This window comes from Ruegeria sp. AD11(2025) (genome assembly GCF_056542405.1).
In genome coordinates this window covers 262,943-279,889 of record NZ_JBQFZU010000002.1, presented here as the reverse complement: position 1 = coordinate 279,889, position 16,947 = coordinate 262,943, and the positions used below count along the sequence as shown (strand labels likewise).

Genomic DNA, 16,947 nt, shown 5'->3' with positions numbered 1-16,947 from the left:
TCGGCCTATGCTACGGATCGAAGACATCACCTTTGCGGTCGAGGGCCGCCCCCTGTTTGACGGTGCCAGCGCCACCATTCCCGACGGCCACAAGGTTGGTCTGGTGGGGCGGAACGGCACCGGCAAGACCACTCTGTTCCGCCTGATCCGGGGCGAGTTGGCGCTGGAATCGGGCAATATCGTTTTACCGAAACGGGCGCGGATCGGGGGCGTGGCACAAGAGGCACCCTCGTCCAACGTGTCGCTGATCAACACGGTGCTGGCGGCTGATACCGAACGCAGCTCTTTGATGGCCGAGGCCGACAGCGCCGAAGATCCCGCGCGGATTGCAGAGATTCAGACCCGTTTGGCGGATATCGACGCTTGGTCGGCTGAAGCCCGCGCGGCCTCGATTCTCAAAGGGTTGGGGTTTGATGATGAGGACCAGTTGCGCCCCTGCTCCGATTTCTCAGGCGGTTGGCGGATGCGTGTCGCGCTGGCTGCGGTACTGTTCTCTCAGCCCGACCTGCTGTTGCTGGACGAGCCGACCAACTATCTGGACCTCGAAGGTGCGCTATGGCTGGAGAGTTATCTGGCCAAGTACCCGCATACGGTCATCATCATCTCTCACGACCGTGGACTGCTGAACCGTGCGGTAGGGTCGATCCTGCATCTGGAAGACCGCAAGCTGACCTACTACGCGGTGCCTTATGACAAGTTCGCCGAGCGTCGCGCCGAACGTCTGGCCCAGGCAGAATCGGAAAACGCCAAGGCCAAGGCCCGCATAGCCCATCTGCAGAGCTTTGTTGACCGTTTTCGTTACAAGGCATCCAAGGCGGTGCAGGCCCAGTCGCGACTGAAAATGATCGAACGCATCCAACTGGTTTCGACCCCGCAAGAGGCCGCCCTACGCGCGTTTTCTTTCCCCGGACCCGAGGAGCTTTCGCCGCCGATCATCCAGATCGAGGGCGGAGTGACCGGCTATGGTGAGACTGAAGTTCTGCGCCGACTGAACCTGCGCATCGACCAGGACGACCGCATCGCGCTGCTGGGGAAAAACGGTCAGGGCAAGTCAACGCTTTCCAAGCTGCTGTCCGACCGCCTGCCCCTCATGGCGGGCAAGATGACCCGCAGCAACAGGCTGCGTATCGGATATTTTGCACAGCATCAGGTCGATGAGTTGCATGTGGACGAAACACCACTGGACCATCTACGTCGGCTGCGCCCGGATGAGGCTCCGGGCAAATGGCGGTCGCGCCTTGCTGGGTTCGGGTTGAATGCTGATCAGGCGGAAACTCTGGTCGGGCGGTTGTCCGGGGGCCAGAAGGCGCGGCTGTCGCTGCTGATCGCGACCATCGATGCGCCACATATGCTGATCCTCGACGAACCGACCAACCATCTGGACATTGAAAGCCGCGAAGCGCTGGTCGAGGCGTTGACCGCCTATTCCGGCGCGGTGGTCCTGGTCAGCCACGACATGCACCTGCTGTCGCTGGTAGCAGATCGACTGTGGCTGGTCTCGGACGGCACGGTCAAACCCTTCTACGGTGACCTCGAAGCCTATCGCGCCATGCTGCTGGCCCGCGACAAACCGGTCAAAGAAAACCCTCGGGTGGAGAAACCTAAACGCGCTTCGCGCGAGACTGTTTTAGCCCTGCGCGCCGACCTGCGTAAGTGCGAGGACCGGATCGAAAAGCTATCGGACATGCACGAAAAACTCTCGGCCAAGCTGGCAGACCCTGCCCTGTACGAAGACGACAAGATCAACGATCTGGAAACCTGGAACCGTAAGTTCGCCGAGGTAGTCGAAGCGATGCAAAAGGCGGAGTCGCTTTGGGTCGCCGCCGCCGAACGCCTTGAAACCGCCGAGAATGCCGCATGATGGATCTGGCCTTTTTCATTACTGCATTTACCACCTTGTTCGTGGTGATCGACCCCTTTGGCACCACCCCGATTTTCGTGGCGCTGACGCAGGGTATGGATTCGCGCGCGCGGCGCAAGGTGGCGTTGCGCACCTGTGCCGTGGCTTCGGGAATCCTGATCGCTTTTGCGGCCTTTGGCGAGGCAGTGTTGGGCTTTGTCGGCATCTCGATGGAGGCATTCAAAGTCGCCGGCGGAGCGCTGCTATTCCTGACCGCGCTCGACATGCTGTTCGAACGCCGCACCAAACGCCGCGAAGACCGTGTCGAAGAGGAAGAAGAACACCCCGACCCATCTGTGTTCCCTCTGGCCATTCCGCTTGTCGCCGGCCCGGGATCGATTGCGACCATCATTCTTCTGGCCGGTCAACATCCGGGCATTCTGGGCATCTTTGAAGCTATTCTGGTGATGCTTGCAGTGATGGCCGTGGTTCTGACGTTCTTCCTGTCCGGTGGCCTGATTGCACGTATTCTGGGCAAAACCGGCCTGAACGTGTTGACCCGGTTGCTGGGCATGCTACTGGCGGCGCTGTCGGTTCAGTTCATATTGGATGGCCTGAAGGCCTTTGGTTTTGCGTCTTAAATCCCCATATACCTAAGAGTGAATTCAGTTAGGGTAACGGTATGGATGGCGACAGCATTGGGCGTTTGGTGTATCTGGTCGTGCTTGGCGCGGCGGTGGTGTTTTGGTTTGTCTCGCAGAACCGCCAGTCGCTGAACAAAACCATGCAGCAGGCTATGGCTTGGGTGTTCATCTTCGTCGGTGCAATCGCCGTTGTCGGCTTGTGGGAGGACATCCGCTCGACCGTTGCCCCTGCCCCGCAGATGACCGTCACCGGCGAAACCATCGAAGTTCCGCGTGCCTATGACGGACATTATTATCTGCCTGTTGTCGTGAACGGAGAGCCAATCAACTTCCTTGTCGATACCGGTGCAAGCCAGATTGTGTTCAGCGAAAAGGACGCCCGGCGTATCGGCGTTGACCCCGACCAGCTGAATTACCTTGGTCGCGCTTCGACTGCGAACGGAGAGGTGCGCACCGCGCCCATCCGGCTGGACAGTCTTGAACTTGGCCCGATCACCGATCATGGCGTTGCGGCCTGGGTCAATGAAGGCGATTTGCGTCAGTCTCTGCTTGGCATGGACTACCTACATCGGTTCTCGAACATCCAATTCACGGATGGCCGCATGATTCTGTCCCGGTAACGGGTTCATGGCAGCATTCCCAGATTGAGAACAAAATGAGAACATGCTAGGCTGGCGGCATGTCTACAAATCTTCTTGGCCGCAAGCCCGCGCGTGAAGCGCCGGGGCTGGCCCTACACTCGCAGATCACCCTGCAACTGGGCCGCGTGCACGAGGCCTGCGGCCCCGCCCGGCGCAGCTTTGCCATGTGGTTAGCGGGCCAAGCACAAGGGCCGGTGCTGTGGATTTCCCCCGCGTGGGAGCCCGGCCAACTGAACCCCGATGGGATGATGCCCTTTGCCGATCCTGCCCGGTTTATCTTCGTCCGTCCCACCCGTGCCGAGGATCTGCTGTGGTGCATGGAAGAGGCGCTGCGCAGCGGAGCGATCCCGCTCATCATCGGCGACCTGCCCGGCGCGCCGGGGCTGACGCCGGTGCGGCGAATGCATCTGGCCGCCGAACAGGGTGGCGCGATGGGGCGGGCTCCACTGGGCCTGCTACTGACACCCGGCGATGGCGGCGCGCAAGGGGTCGAGACTCGCTGGCACATGGCGGCGAACCATCAGGGAGAGGCCCGCCGCTGGACCCTGACCCGCCGCCGCGCCCGCGCCCTGCCCCCGGTTAGCTGGCAGGCCACCCAGACCAAACCGCGCGCCGGGCTGAACCTGACCCGGATCGAAACGCAAGATGTATTGGGGTGACACCTCACCGGGATCACAAAACATGTGACTGGCCAAAGCCCGACCCCGGCCCTAGCGTTTCCGTATGAGCCACCCGATCCATGACAGCCGCTACTCCTGGCTTCGCCTTCTGATCACGCTCGCCATAGCAATGGTGGCAAATGTGGGCATGTGGGCGGTGATCGTGGTGATGCCCGCCGTCGAGGCGCAGTTCGGGGCCGGACGGGCCGAGGCTTCTTTGCCCTACGTTCTGGCCATGATCGGCTTTGCGTTGGGGAACATGTGGCTGGGCCAAATGGTCGACCGGCTGGGCGTGACCAAGGCGCTGATCGGAGCCGCAATTCTAAGCGCAATAAGCTACCTGCTGGCGACATGGGCACCGAACATCCTGCTGCTGTCGGTGGCGCATCTGCTGCTGGGGCTGGGCACGTCCATTGGGTTCGGGCCGCTGATCGCCGATATCTCGCACTGGTTCATGCGGCGGCGCGGGATCGCCGTCGCGCTGGTGGCCAGCGGGAATTACCTGTCCGGGGCGATCTGGCCCACCCTCCTGTCGGGCATTCTGGCCCGCGACGGCTGGCAGCAAGTCTATCTGACGCTGGCAGTCATAACTTTGGCGGTCGTCATCCCCCTGTCCCTTCTTCTACGCCGTCAGGTCCCGGTCGAGGCGCACAGCACCGCCGCCGCCAACGCGCAGATCAAAGCCCGCAGCGTTGGAATATCGCCACGCGCCCTGCAATACATTCTGGGTCTGGCGGGGATCGGATGCTGCGTGGCCATGTCGATGCCGCAGGTTCACATCGTCTCGTACTGCGTCGGTCTGGGATACGGTCCGGCCGTCGGGGCCGAGATGCTGTCGCTGATGCTGTTGGGCGGCGTGGTCAGCCGCGTGATCTCGGGACTGGTGGCCGACAAGTTGGGCGGGGTGATGACCCTGCTGATCGGCTCGGTTCTGCAATGCATCGCCCTGTTCCTGTTCCTGCCTTATGACGGGATGGTCTCGCTTTACGTCATCAGCCTGCTGTTCGGGCTGGCGCAGGGCGGTATCGTGCCCAGCTATGCACTGGTGGTCCGCGAGTATATGCCTCCGCAAGAGGCTGGCGCCCGCGTCGGGTTCGTCATGATGATGACGATCATGGGCATGGCTTTGGGTGGCTGGATGTCCGGTTGGATTTACGACGTGACCGGCAATTACCAACTGGCCTTCATCAACGGCATTTTGTGGAACGGCTTGAACATTGCCATCCTGCTGGTGCTGCTGAACCGTTCACGCCCGCGCAGGCAGGAGGCCTTGGCATGACCCACCTGACCCGGCGCACACTTCTGGCCGGGTTGGCCATTCTGCCTCTGACCCGCCCGGCCCATGCGGACCTCAGCACCTACGTGCTGGTGCCCAAGGGCACATCCGTGGACTTTACCTTTGACCTGTCGGGCCTTGCCCAATCCGGCACCATGCCGATCCACTCGGCCGATATCCGGATCGACCTGAGCAACCTGACCAACAGTCGCGTCAGTGTCACCCTGAACGCCGCCGAAGCCCGCACCAAACTGCCATTCGCCAGGAACGCGATGCTGGGTGCAAGCGTATTGGACGTCGCACGGTTCCCGACCATTCACTTCGTATCGACCCGGGTACAGCTGGGTGACGGCGGGCGGATCTCCCGCGGGGCGAAAATCACCGGCAACCTGACCCTACGAGGCGTCACGAAACCGATCGCCTTGCAAGCCGACCTCTTTCGCCCGCCAGGCAGCACCTCTGACAATCTCGACATGCTGTCCATCCGCCTGACCGGCGCGCTGAACCGCCACGATTTCGGCGCGTCCGGATACCCCGATCTGGTGCAGGACACCGTCGGGCTGAACATCCGGGCCGAAATCAAAAAGGCAGGATAGCCAAAAAACGACGCCTGCGCGTCGATAAGGCGCGCGCATTACTGGCGTATTGGGTAAAGGTGAGCCCATCATGCGCACGATCATTTCCTTTGCCGCCCTTTTTCTTTCTGTCATTCTGCTGCAGCTCTCCACCGGCGGCGTCGGACCACTGGACGCCATCTCGGGCATTACACTGGATTTCACGACCGAGCAGATCGGTCTGTTGGGATCATCGCATTTCCTTGGCTTTTTTATTGGCTGCTGGTGGGCTCCACGGCTTATGGGGAACGTCGGCCACTCGCGGGCCTTTGCCGTCTGTACAGCCTTGGGGGCGATGGGGCTGATCGGGCATACTCTGACTGACAACCCTTATTTATGGGCCCTATTGCGGATCGCCTCGGGCACCTGCGTAGCAGGCAGCTACACTGTGATTGAGGCCTGGCTGAACGCCAAAGTCACCAACGAAACCCGTGGGCGCGCCATGGGGACGTATCGGTTCGTCGACATGGGGGCGTCGCTGGGTGCGCAGTTGATCATTGCCGTGCTGCCGCCCGCCTCGTACGTGTCCTATAATCTGTTGGCGATCCTGTGTTGCGCTTCGCTATTGCCGCTGACATTGACCCGCGCCAGCCAGCCGATCACACCTGACGCCCCCCGCCTGAGACCGAAACTGGCCTGGCGCAGTTCCCCCCTGGCGGTGGCGGGAGTGATCGTGGCGGCGCTTAGTTCGGCCTCGTTCCGTATGGTCGGCCCCGTTTACGGGCAAGAGGTAGGGCTGGTCGTGGATCAGATTGCGTTTTTCCTCGCCTCATTTGTTTTGGGAGGGGCTCTGGCCCAATACCCGTTGGGATGGCTTGCCGATAAATATGACCGGCGCTGGGTGCTGATCTGGCTATCCGGTGCTGCCGTGCTCAGTTGTGGTGTTACGATGGCCGCAAGCGGCACCGGTACGCTGGGTGTTATGCTGGCCGCTGGAATCTTTGGCCTAACGACCTTTCCGATCTTCTCGGTTTCCTCTGCACACGCAAATGACTTTGCTACCACGGAGGAACGGGTGGAACTGTCAGCCGCGCTGATGTTCTGGTACGCGCTGGGGGCAATTGCCTCACCTTACATCTCATCCACGCTGATCCAGCAATTTGGTCCCGGTGCCCTGTTCGCCTTTGTGGCCACCGGACACTTGGTTCTGATCGTATTCGGCGTGGCGCGGATGCGCTCTCGTCCGACACCGGAAGAGCGAACCAACTATGTCTATGCCCCGCGCACCTCGTTCACCATCGGGCGTTTGCTGAAACGGTCGCGCGAGGAATAGAGCCCCGAACGCTACTCCGGCGGCGGCACGGACGGGATCATTTCATCGAGAAGCGAGCCTGCTTCATAGCCCAGTAGATCAACCTCCATGCGCCCCGGATCCCCGAATGCCCAAGCGCCCACAAGACGTTGCATCTTCTCATAGCCGACGTAATCGGCCATCGCCTTGTTGCCATGCGCATTTTCGGCAAACATAACCTGACCCGTCAGAACTTTCTGCGGCATCACGCGCTCCAGATAGAGTTCGACAACATTGATCCCCGTTACATTGGACCCGCCGTGATGAACCACATACATTTTATCCCAGTCTTCTTTGCTGATTGCCGCACGCGCCTCAGTCACGGCCTTGTGCAACGAGGCAAGCTCAGCTCGCGCCGCCTCGCGCATGTTGGCCGCCCAGATGGGACGCATGTCGTTGATCACTCTTGAGACGTCTTGTCGTGTAAGGGTTCCGCGCTGGACCGCCATATTCGTAAAGCTACGCGCGGCCTCAAGCATCTGACGTTGCCGGGCAATCTCCTCTTTTGGCAGGTCGAGCTTCTCTATCCACGGCGTCAGCGTATCGATTTCCTGCGCGATGGCCGCAAAATCCTTTTTCCATCTTGCGCCATCGGCATATTCCGTGGGCCACGGGGTCACAGCACCGATAATCCCCAGAAGAACGTGTGATGTAGATTTGAAAATCAGGTAGTTTGGCGCGTCCCTGGGAAACGACACCTGCCCATGCTCGGACAGGACCGTAACATCCCGTGCGATCACCATGACCGGGCGTGTCTGCGACGTCAGCGTATCCTGACCACGGCGGAAAATCGACAGCATCGCCTTGTCAAAGCTGTCAATCGCATCCATGGCTTCGCCTTGGTCTGCCTGAACGCTCGGCGCCAGGAAATTGATCAGACAGAGAATTGCGGTCACCTGTATCAGGCGATGAACCAAGAATAGTTTCATTTTATCCCCCGTGAACGAATTGCGCGCCCATTATACATGGTCAGGGGCCATCACGCGAAAGCCACGCGCACATGCGCATACACTTCTTTTCAGGCGCTTATCGGTGAAACCGGGCTTTTGCTGGCGGGTCACATAAGGTAGACGGGCGCGCAGATAGATACTTGGAAGCGCAAAATGGCTCGGATTCTCATCACTTCGGCGATCCCTTACATCAACGGGATCAAGCACCTCGGCAACCTGATCGGCTCGCAATTGCCTGCCGACCTGTACGCGCGCTACCAGCGTGGCCGGGGGAATGAGGTCATGTTCCTGTGCGCGACCGACGAACATGGTACGCCGGCGGAACTGGCTGCTGCCAAGGCGGGCAAACCAGTGGCCGAATACTGCGCCGACATGTATGCAGTTCAGGCGGATATCGCCAACCGTTTCGGCCTCAGTTTCGATCACTTTGGCCGTTCGTCCAGTGATCAGAACAAGCGCCTGACACAGCATTTCGCGGGTAAGCTGGATGATGCCGGATTGATCCGCGAAGTCAGTGAAAAACAGGTCTACTCCAACGCTGATGGCCGTTTCCTGCCCGACCGTTACATTGAAGGCACCTGCCCCAACTGCGGCTATGAGCGCGCACGCGGGGATCAGTGCGAGAATTGCACCAAGCAGCTGGACCCAACCGATCTGATCGAGCCGCGCTCGGCCATTTCCGGTTCAACCGATCTGGAGGTGCGAGAGACCAAACACCTGTACCTGCGGCAATCCGCGATGAAGGATCAACTGGATGAGTGGATCGATGGCAAGGCTGACTGGCCGATCCTGACCACCTCGATTGCTAAGAAGTGGCTGCATGATGGCGACGGCCTGCAGGATCGCGGCATTACCCGCGATCTGGACTGGGGTGTTCCGGTCAAGAAAGGTGATCAGGATTGGCCGGGCATGGAAGGCAAGGTCTTCTACGTCTGGTTCGACGCGCCGATCGAATACATCGCCTGTGCCAAGGAATGGGCGGATGCCAATGGCAAGTCCGATGCCGAGTGGGAGCGCTGGTGGCGTACCGACAAAGGCGCCGACGACGTGCGATATGTGCAGTTCATGGGTAAGGACAACGTGCCATTCCATACACTGTCCTTCCCGGCCACAATTCTGGGATCGGGCGAGCCGTGGAAGATGGTCGACCACCTGAAATCCTTCAACTATCTGAACTACGATGGCGGTCAGTTCTCGACCAGCCAAGGCCGTGGCGTATTTATGGATCAGGCGCTGGAGATTCTGCCCGCCGACTATTGGCGCTGGTGGCTGCTGAGCCATGCGCCGGAAAGCAGTGACAGCGAATTCACCTGGGAAAACTTCCAGCAGTCGGTGAACAAGGATCTGGCTGATGTGCTGGGCAACTTTGTGAGCCGGATCACCAAGTTCTGCCGTTCGAAATTCTCAGAAGCCGTGCCCGAAGGCGGAAGCTATGGCGAGCGTGAACAGGCACTGATCGAGGAACTCACCCGTCGCGTCCGCGCCTATGAAGGGCATATGGAGGCAATGGAGGTTCGCAAGTCCGCGCAGGAACTGCGGGCAATCTGGGTGGCAGGTAACGAATACCTACAAGCCGCCGCTCCGTGGTCGACATTCAAGGAAGACCCGGAACAGGCCGCAGCTCAGGTGCGCTTGGGTCTGAACCTGATCCGTCTCTATGCCGTTCTAAGCGCCCCCTTCATCCCCGAAACTTCGGCCAAAATGCTGAGCGCGATGAACACGCTGGACACAAACTGGCCCGATGATGTCGCGGCCGCGCTCAGCGCCCTGCCCGCCGGGCACGCCTTTACCGTGCCCGACGTTCTGTTCGCCAAAATTACCGACGAACAGCGCGAAGACTGGCAGACCCGATTTGCCGGCACACGCGACTGATCGAACACTTGATATTGAACAGGGAACGGGGGCATACACGGCCCCCATTTTCGTAATCCTGACGTGAAATTTGAAACGCGCGGTTAAGAAAGCCGGTCTAAGTTGACCGGATGGCGCGAAAAATTCCACGAACCGGGACAAATAAATCGCATTCAAGAAGCTTGAGATATACACGCAAAACCGCCATCCTGACCAAGAATTCAATCGACTCGTCGGGGTGCACAGCCTGCCTTGGCGCAAAAACCGTAGTTTTAACGAGGCGCCTGCCATGTCCCTTGCATTGAAGATTTCCCAATCCCGCTTCTGCGGGCCATTCATTGCGGCTTTGGTCTGCATGGGCATGGCACATGCAGCCCTGGCACAGGATCAAGGCGACGCACCACCGCCCAAAGTGTCCATTGCTGCGGCCTACACGCAGGAAATCACCGATGAAGCCGTGTTCATCGGGCGGGCTGAAGCCTTGGACAGAGCGGACATCGTGGCACGTGTCAGCGGCTTTCTGGAAAGTCAGGACGTGGAAGACGGGGCGCTGGTAAAACAAGGCGACGTTCTGTTCACCATCGAACCCGACCTCTACGAAGCGACACTGGAAGCCCGCAATGCCGATCTGGACCGGGCCGAAGCCAACCTGGAACTCGCCAAGGTCGAACTGGCCCGTAAGGAAGAACTCTATCTGCGCGATGCCACGCCGGAATCCGAACGGGACATCGCCCGCGCCAACGAACTGGTCGCCGAGGCCGAGGTCAAATCCGCCAAGGCCGCCATCCAACAGGCCGAGCTGGACCTGAGCTATACCAAGATCCATGCCCCGTTCTCGGGCCGCATCGGTCGGGTTGCGATTAGTGTCGGTGACGTTGTCGGACCGACCAATCCTCCGCTGGTCAATATCGTCAGCGAAGCCCCAATCTATGTTAATTTTTCCCTGAATGAGAAACAATTTACGACCGTTCTTGAAACCGTAGGCGAAAACGCCTCGTCGCTGGCTGAAAGCCAGAAAAGCCCCGTTGTTCGCGTGACTTTGCCGAACGGGACCGAGTTGGACGAGACAGGAAAGATCGTTTTCGTCGACAACCGGATCGATCCCCTGACTGGCGCAATCACGATGCGCGCCGAGTTTGACAATGACAGCCGACTGATCGTCGACGGAGCCTTTCTGAACGTGCACATCGAGGCGCTTGAACCCACTCTCGAGGTTCTGATCCCTCAGGCCGCGCTGCAACGTGACCAGAGAGGCGATTTTGTGCTGGTCGTAAATGACAAGCAGATGGTCGAACAACGCTATATCACCACCGGAGATAGTGTCGACTCGGCGATCATCGTAAAAGAAGGATTGCGCGAAGGAGAAAGCGTGATCGTTGAGGGCCTGCAAAGGGTTCGTCCGGGCGTGGCCGTGGATGCGGTCGTGGCCTCTGAGCAGCCGGGAGAGTAACAGATGTTCTCTGCCCTGTTCATTAGCCGGCCCAAGCTGGCGCTTGTTATTTCGCTGGTCCTGACCATCATGGGCGGGATAGGCTATCTGGTTTTGCCGGTCGCCCAATTCCCGGACATCACGCCGCCTGTGGTCAGTGTGACCACCACCTATACCGGCGCTAACGCCGAAACCGTGGAAAACACCGTCGCTGCGCCTATTGAGGCTCAGGTGAACGGTGTGGACGACATGATCTATATGACGTCCACCTCGTCCGATAACGGTTCCTACTCGCTGAACATCACATTCGAAGTCGGAACCGACCCCGATATCGCCTCGGTCAACGTGCAGAACCGCGTGGCGCAGGCGATGTCCTCGTTGCCGGCCGAGGTGACGTCCTCGGGTGTGGTCACGCAGAAAGCATCGACCAATATGCTGTTGCTGGTCACTCTTACCTCACCCAATGGCACCTATGACAGTGTGTTTCTGTCGAACTATGCCTCGATCAACCTGAAGGACGCTCTGGCGAGGGTTCAGGGTGTGGGTCGCGCGGACGTTTTGACCAATCTGGAATACGCAATGCGGATCTGGATGGACCCTGATCAGATGGCGGCCTTGTCCATCACGCCCGGGGATGTGATCAACGCCATCCGCGAGCAGAACGTCGAAGTTTCAGCCGGTTCGATCGGTGCGCCTCCGGTGCCCGAGGGGCAAACGTTTCAATACACGATCAAAACCAAAGGCCGCCTGACTTCGGCCGATGAGTTCGGTGAGATTGTCATTCGGACCGGTGATGCCGGTTCAATTGTGCGGGTCAAGGATATCGCACGGGTAGAACTGGGCGCGGAGTACTATGCGGCCTCCGGTTTCTTTGACAGTGTTCCGGCAACCGTCATCGGCATCTATCAGGCCCCCGGCGCCAACGCGCTGGCAGTATCTGATCGGGTCGAGGCCGAACTGGAGCGGTTGTCGCGCAGCTTTCCCACGGATGTGGAATTCGCCGTGCCGTTTAACACAACTGACTTTGTGGAACAGTCGCTGAACGACGTGGTCACAACGCTGATCATGACCTTCACGCTGGTGATCACGGTTGTTTTCATCTTTCTGGGTAGTTGGCGGGCCACGATCATTCCCGCTGTCGCAATCCCGGTTTCTCTGATCGGTACATTCGCCTTCTTGCTGCTTTTCGGCATGTCGCTGAACACGATCTCATTGTTCGCGTTGGTTCTGGCCATCGGGATCGTGGTGGATGACGCCATTGTTGTGGTTGAAAACGTAGAACGGATCATTGCCGACGAGGGGCTGCCCCCTGCCGAGGCAACCCGAAAGGCCATGGGTCAGATCACCGGCCCGGTCATCGCGACCACGCTGGTTCTGCTGGCCGTGTTCGTACCAGTGACCTTTATGCCGGGTATCTCTGGGCGGCTTTATTCGCAGTTCGCTGTGACGATCTCGACCGCTGTTGTGATCTCGTCAATCAACGCGCTGACCCTGTCACCGGCCTTGTGCGGGCTGGTTCTGCGTGCTCGCTCGGGTCCGCCAAAGGGGCTGTTGGCGGTGTTTGAGAATTTCATTGGCACCATTCGTGGCGGCTATGTGGCCATCGTGCGCAAGCTGCTGATCCTTCCGGTCATTGGCCTTGGTGTGATTGCCGCGCTGGCTATGGGTACCGGGACAATCATGTCAAATACGTCCAGCGGGTTCCTGCCGCTTGAGGACAACGGCTATCTGTTTGTCGACATTCAGCTGCCCGATGCGGCGACGCTGGAACGTACCGAGATTGTCTCCGCCCGTGTCGATGATCAGATTCAGCAGATCCCCGGCGTGGCCAGCACCGTTCTGATCAACGGGTTCTCGATCCTGAACGGCACCACGACTAACGGCGCTGCGATCTTTGTGAACCTGGATAACTGGGATGAGCGTCAGGAAGACGGCCTGAGCGCGGAGGCGATCCTGCAAAAGGTACTGGCCATCGCCTATGGTGAGTCCGCGGCCTCGATCGTGGCCTTCAACCCGCCGCCCATTCAAGGCTTGGGCATGTCTGCAGGTGTCGAGATGGAGGTCCAGCAGACCGGGGGCGGAACGCCTCAGGATCTGGCCTCGGCCGTGGGATCGTTCGTCTATGCGGCGAACCAGCGGCCCGAGATCGGACAGGCCTACACCACTTTCCGAGCAAACGTGCCGCAGCTTTTCGTCGATCTGGACCGTGAGAAGGCCAAGACGCTGCAAGTATCCGTGGCCGAAGTGTTCCAGACCATGCAGGCGCAGTTGGGGTCCTACTACGTGAACGACTTCAACCTGTTCGGCCGTGTCTATCGCGTGATGATCCAGGCCGACGGCAGCTATCGCGACAACGTCGAGGACATTTCAAACCTCTATGTCCGCTCGCAACAGGGTGAGATGGTTCCGCTTGGAACGCTGGTCGATGTTGAAAACGTGCTGGGTCCGGTGCTTCTGAAACGCCACAATCTGTTCCGCTCGGCGACTGTGACGGCAGTTCCTGCGCCGGGGCTTTCGACGGGCGATGCGATCAATGTCATGACCGAGGAATCAGCGACCGCCCTACCCCCAGGCTATGCGTTCGAATGGACAGGGACTGCGCAGCAACAGCTGGCTTCGGGCAGTCTCGTGATCGTCATTCTGGGTCTGGCTATCCTGTTCGGCTATCTGTTCCTTGTCGGGCAATATGAAAGCTGGACGATGCCGGTTTCAATCCTGCTATCGGTGATTGTCGCCCTGTTCGGGGCCGTGGCTGCCGTGGCCATCGTGGGTAGTGACATCAACCTCTATACGCAGATCGGGATGATCATGCTTGTTGGTCTGGCCTCGAAAAACGGCATTCTGATCGTTGAGTTTGCGATGGAGCAGCGGGCCAACGGTCTTTCGATCAAGGACGCCGCCGCCGAGGCCGCATTCCAGCGATTCCGCGCGGTGATGATGACCGCGCTGTCCTTCCTGTTGGGTGTTGTGCCGCTGCTGGCAGCGAGCGGCGCAGGTGCGGCCAGCCAGAAAGCCATCGGCGTCGCCGTGTTTGGCGGCATGCTGGCGGCCACGCTGGTCGGTGTGATTCTGGTTCCGGTTCTGTATGCCCTGATGCAAAGCCTCAGGGAATGGATCAAGGGAACAAAGAATGATCCGGGACCTTCCGAGGAAGCAGCGTAACTCAACAAAAAGCCCCACCAGACAGGTGGGGCATTTTCTTAGGCAGCAGCTTGCGCGCAGTGCTGCGACATCCAATCATCGATCCGGGCAATCTGATCGGCAGTCAGCCGCAAGCCCAATTTGTTTCGGCGCCAGACGACATCATCAGCCTTGCGCGCATATTCCTGGTCCATCAGCCATACCAGTTCCCTCGCGGTCAGAGTGGCACCAAAGTCCTCTCCCAAATCGCCCGCAGATTTGGCATCGCCTAAAATAGCGCGGGCCTCGGTACCATAGGCCCGTACAAGACGTTCAGCCCAGGCGCGATCCAGAAAGCTGAAATCAGCCTCAAGTCCAGCCACCAGATCCTGCACTCCATCGACAGCGAAGTCCCCACCGGGCAAAGCAACCCCTGCCGTCCAGGGTCCAGGCAGGTCTGCAAAATGCTCAGCAACTTTCTCTAGCGCGCTCTCCGCCAAGCGCCGATAGGTGGTGATCTTGCCACCGAAGACGTTCAGCACCGGTGCTCCGCCCTGCGCGTCGACCTTCAAGGTATAATCCCGCGTCGCAGTCGTCGCACTGCTGGCCCCATCATCGTACAGGGGCCGCACGCCGGAATAGGTCCAGACGATATCATCGCGGGTCACCGGGCTTTTGAAATACTTCGTTGCGAAGGCGCACAGGTAATCCTGCTCGGCTGCAGTACAGATCGGAGGCTCGGACGGATTCGGATGATCCTGATCCGTGGTGCCAATCAGGGTGAAGTCGCGCTCATACGGGATGGCAAAGATGATGCGACCATCTTCGCCTTGGAAGAAATAGCATTTATCGTGGTCGAACAGCCTGCGGGTCACGATATGACTACCGCGCACCAGCCGAACGCCTTCACGCGAATTCACGCGGATTTTCGTCTGGATGATGTCCCCGACCCACGGACCGCCCGCGTTGATCAGCATTTTGGCCCGAACAACACATGTCTCGTCGCTGTCACGATCCCGTACCGTCACCTCCCACAGGTCGCCTACACGTTCCGCCGACAGAACCTCGGTACGGATCATGATCTTCGCCCCGCGCGCCTCGGCATCGCGGGCGTTGAGAACAACCAGCCGGGAATCCTCGATCCAGCAATCCGAATACTCATAGGCCGTCTCGAACTTGTCATGCAACGGCCGCCCTTCGGGTGCGATTTTAAGGTCCAGCGCATCCGTGCCGGGCAGAATTTTACGCCCGCCCAGATGATCATACAAGAACAGGCCGAGGCGGATCAGCCACGCCGGGCGCCGCCCTTTCATCCACGGCATCACCATGCTCAGCAGGCGCGAGGTCGGGGTTTCCGAGTCAAACCGCATATCCTCGTGATACGGCAGCACAAACCGCATCGGCCAACTGATATGTGGCATCGCTCGCAGCAGGGTTTCGCGCTCGATCAACGCCTCACGCACAAGGCGGAACTCAAAGTATTCCAGATACCGCAACCCGCCGTGAAACAGCTTGGTCGAGGCCGAAGACGTCGCCGAGGCGAGATCGTTCATCTCGGCCAATGTCACCGACAGCCCCCGCCCCGCAGCATCGCGGGCAATACCGCACCCGTTGATACCGCCGCCGATGATAAAGAGATCGGAGATCTGATCCTGTGTCTGCTTCATATCCGGATGATTCCCCATTGGTGGAAAACGCGCGTTCATTAACCTTACGCACCCTCGTTTCGTCAACGTTTGTTTTCGTTTATGTTCGTTTTGTCACATATTCACGCGGATAACCTTTTCCCATCCCTCAATGAGTTGAAAATTTCTAAAAACAGAACAAAAACGAAAACACCGTATTCGGAGCCAGCCGTGTCCTTATCCTTTCGCCAATCAGATATCCTGAACCTCGCCAGACAGGACGGCCGCGTGATGGTTGAAGATTTGGCCACGCGGTTCGAAGTCACGGTTCAAACCATCCGCCGTGACCTGTCCGAACTGGCCGACATGGGCAAACTCGACCGGGTACATGGCGGCGCGGTCCTGCGCTCGGGTGTGTCGAATATCGGCTATGAGGATCGACGCGCTCTGAACGCCGACACCAAGGCGCGCATCGCTCAGACATGTGCGCAGGATATCCCAAACGGTGCGTCTGTGTTCCTGAACATCGGCACCTCGACCGAGGCCGTTGCCCGGCAACTGCTGAACCACAAAGACCTGATGGTGGTGACCAACAACATGAACGTCGCAAACATCTTGGTGGACAACCCAGATTGTCAGATAGTTGTGGCCGGTGGCGTGCTGAGACGATCCGACGGTGGATTGATCGGCAACCTGACGATATCGACCATTGAACAGTTCAAGTTTGACTATGCGATCATCGGCTGCTCCGCGCTGGACATTCACGGAGACCTTCTGGACTTCGATTTTCAGGAAGTGCGGGTCAGCCAGACCATCATCATGCAGGCGCGCAGGATCTGTCTTGTGGCCGACCAGTCCAAGTTCCAGCGCGCCGCGCCGGCGCGGATTGCCTCGCTGTCCGATGTTGATGTGCTCTACACCGACCACGCCCTGCCCGATGAGCTGACCAGGAAATGCAAGGAGTGGAAAACCCACGTCAAACTCTGCGATTAACGTTAAGTAACTCT

General features: G+C 59.2%; 13 protein-coding genes. 11 read left to right on the top strand and 2 right to left on the bottom strand.

The annotated features are described in order from the left end of the window. The first annotated feature begins 7 nt into the window (after nucleotides 1-7). From ACR1XY_RS03195 to ACR1XY_RS03165, 7 genes are all read left to right on the top strand, one after another. Nucleotides 8-1,861: an ABC-F family ATP-binding cassette domain-containing protein gene (locus tag ACR1XY_RS03195; RefSeq protein ID WP_480589776.1), complete on the top strand. Its 1,854-nt coding sequence runs from the start codon at nucleotides 8-10 to the stop codon at nucleotides 1,859-1,861. Continuing rightward, complete coding sequence (locus ACR1XY_RS03190) at nucleotides 1,858-2,481, top strand: MarC family protein (protein WP_058281008.1); 624 nt, start codon at nucleotides 1,858-1,860, stop codon at nucleotides 2,479-2,481. The genes ACR1XY_RS03195 and ACR1XY_RS03190 overlap by 4 nt, the downstream gene beginning before the upstream one ends. Before the next feature lie 41 nt (nucleotides 2,482-2,522). After that, on the top strand, nucleotides 2,523-3,104 hold the full coding sequence (locus ACR1XY_RS03185) for a retropepsin-like aspartic protease family protein (RefSeq protein WP_480589774.1): 582 nt from the start codon (nucleotides 2,523-2,525) through the stop codon (nucleotides 3,102-3,104). A gap of 59 nt (nucleotides 3,105-3,163) precedes the next feature. Then, entirely contained in the window at nucleotides 3,164-3,784 is a 621-nt protein-coding gene (locus ACR1XY_RS03180) for an ImuA family protein (protein WP_480589771.1), read from the top strand. 64 nt (nucleotides 3,785-3,848) lie between these two features. After that, on the top strand, nucleotides 3,849-5,063 hold the full coding sequence (locus ACR1XY_RS03175) for an MFS transporter (protein WP_480589768.1): 1,215 nt from the start codon (nucleotides 3,849-3,851) through the stop codon (nucleotides 5,061-5,063). Then, nucleotides 5,060-5,656: a YceI family protein gene (locus ACR1XY_RS03170; RefSeq protein WP_480589766.1), complete on the top strand. Its 597-nt coding sequence runs from the start codon at nucleotides 5,060-5,062 to the stop codon at nucleotides 5,654-5,656. Before ACR1XY_RS03175 ends, ACR1XY_RS03170 begins: the two co-directional genes overlap by 4 nt. Before the next feature lie 70 nt (nucleotides 5,657-5,726). Next, on the top strand, nucleotides 5,727-6,947 hold the full coding sequence (locus ACR1XY_RS03165) for an MFS transporter (protein ID WP_480589764.1): 1,221 nt from the start codon (nucleotides 5,727-5,729) through the stop codon (nucleotides 6,945-6,947). Nucleotides 6,948-6,958: 11 nt separating this feature from the next. Here ACR1XY_RS03165 and ACR1XY_RS03160 read toward each other — a convergent pair whose 3' ends face one another. Further along, the gene (locus ACR1XY_RS03160; protein WP_480589762.1) at nucleotides 6,959-7,894 is read right to left on the bottom strand and encodes a hypothetical protein; all 936 of its coding nucleotides are present in this window, start codon (nucleotides 7,892-7,894) and stop codon (nucleotides 6,959-6,961) included. A gap of 174 nt (nucleotides 7,895-8,068) precedes the next feature. Between ACR1XY_RS03160 and metG the strand changes: the two genes are divergently transcribed. The 3 genes from metG (at nucleotide 8,069) to ACR1XY_RS03145 (ending at nucleotide 14,357) form a co-directional block, all read left to right on the top strand. Beyond that, a complete protein-coding gene (metG, locus tag ACR1XY_RS03155; protein ID WP_480589759.1) occupies nucleotides 8,069-9,787 on the top strand; it encodes a methionine--tRNA ligase in 1,719 nt (572 codons plus the stop codon). Nucleotides 9,788-10,055: 268 nt separating this feature from the next. Continuing rightward, the gene (locus ACR1XY_RS03150) at nucleotides 10,056-11,216 is read left to right on the top strand and encodes an efflux RND transporter periplasmic adaptor subunit (RefSeq protein WP_480589757.1); all 1,161 of its coding nucleotides are present in this window, start codon (nucleotides 10,056-10,058) and stop codon (nucleotides 11,214-11,216) included. A gap of 3 nt (nucleotides 11,217-11,219) precedes the next feature. Beyond that, nucleotides 11,220-14,357 carry an efflux RND transporter permease subunit gene (locus ACR1XY_RS03145; RefSeq protein ID WP_480589754.1) on the top strand — a complete coding sequence of 1,046 codons (3,138 nt, stop codon included), beginning with the start codon at nucleotides 11,220-11,222 and terminating at the stop codon, nucleotides 14,355-14,357. 38 nt (nucleotides 14,358-14,395) lie between these two features. On the opposite strand, the gene glpD is transcribed toward ACR1XY_RS03145, so the two are convergent. Beyond that, on the bottom strand, nucleotides 14,396-15,982 hold the full coding sequence (gene glpD, locus ACR1XY_RS03140) for a glycerol-3-phosphate dehydrogenase (RefSeq protein ID WP_480589751.1): 1,587 nt from the start codon (nucleotides 15,980-15,982) through the stop codon (nucleotides 14,396-14,398). A gap of 189 nt (nucleotides 15,983-16,171) precedes the next feature. Between glpD and ACR1XY_RS03135 the strand changes: the two genes are divergently transcribed. Further along, on the top strand, nucleotides 16,172-16,933 hold the full coding sequence (locus ACR1XY_RS03135) for a DeoR/GlpR family DNA-binding transcription regulator (protein WP_480589749.1): 762 nt from the start codon (nucleotides 16,172-16,174) through the stop codon (nucleotides 16,931-16,933). The last annotated feature ends 14 nt before the right edge of the window (nucleotides 16,934-16,947 follow it).

What these genes read in the sequence shown, in the direction of transcription:
- metG (WP_480589759.1), top strand. Translation starts at nt 8,069, where the DNA reads ATGGCTCGGATTCTCATCACTTCGGCGATCCCTTACATCAACGGGATC.
- ACR1XY_RS03150 (WP_480589757.1), top strand. Translation starts at nt 10,056, where the DNA reads ATGTCCCTTGCATTGAAGATTTCCCAATCCCGCTTCTGCGGGCCATTC.
- ACR1XY_RS03190 (WP_058281008.1), top strand. Translation starts at nt 1,858, where the DNA reads ATGATGGATCTGGCCTTTTTCATTACTGCATTTACCACCTTGTTCGTG.
- ACR1XY_RS03165 (WP_480589764.1), top strand. Translation starts at nt 5,727, where the DNA reads ATGCGCACGATCATTTCCTTTGCCGCCCTTTTTCTTTCTGTCATTCTG.
- ACR1XY_RS03145 (WP_480589754.1), top strand. Translation starts at nt 11,220, where the DNA reads ATGTTCTCTGCCCTGTTCATTAGCCGGCCCAAGCTGGCGCTTGTTATT.
- ACR1XY_RS03195 (WP_480589776.1), top strand. Translation starts at nt 8, where the DNA reads ATGCTACGGATCGAAGACATCACCTTTGCGGTCGAGGGCCGCCCCCTG.
- ACR1XY_RS03170 (WP_480589766.1), top strand. Translation starts at nt 5,060, where the DNA reads ATGACCCACCTGACCCGGCGCACACTTCTGGCCGGGTTGGCCATTCTG.
- ACR1XY_RS03180 (WP_480589771.1), top strand. Translation starts at nt 3,164, where the DNA reads ATGTCTACAAATCTTCTTGGCCGCAAGCCCGCGCGTGAAGCGCCGGGG.
- ACR1XY_RS03185 (WP_480589774.1), top strand. Translation starts at nt 2,523, where the DNA reads ATGGATGGCGACAGCATTGGGCGTTTGGTGTATCTGGTCGTGCTTGGC.
- ACR1XY_RS03160 (WP_480589762.1), bottom strand. Translation starts at nt 7,894, where the DNA reads ATGAAACTATTCTTGGTTCATCGCCTGATACAGGTGACCGCAATTCTC.
- glpD (WP_480589751.1), bottom strand. Translation starts at nt 15,982, where the DNA reads ATGAAGCAGACACAGGATCAGATCTCCGATCTCTTTATCATCGGCGGC.
- ACR1XY_RS03175 (WP_480589768.1), top strand. Translation starts at nt 3,849, where the DNA reads ATGAGCCACCCGATCCATGACAGCCGCTACTCCTGGCTTCGCCTTCTG.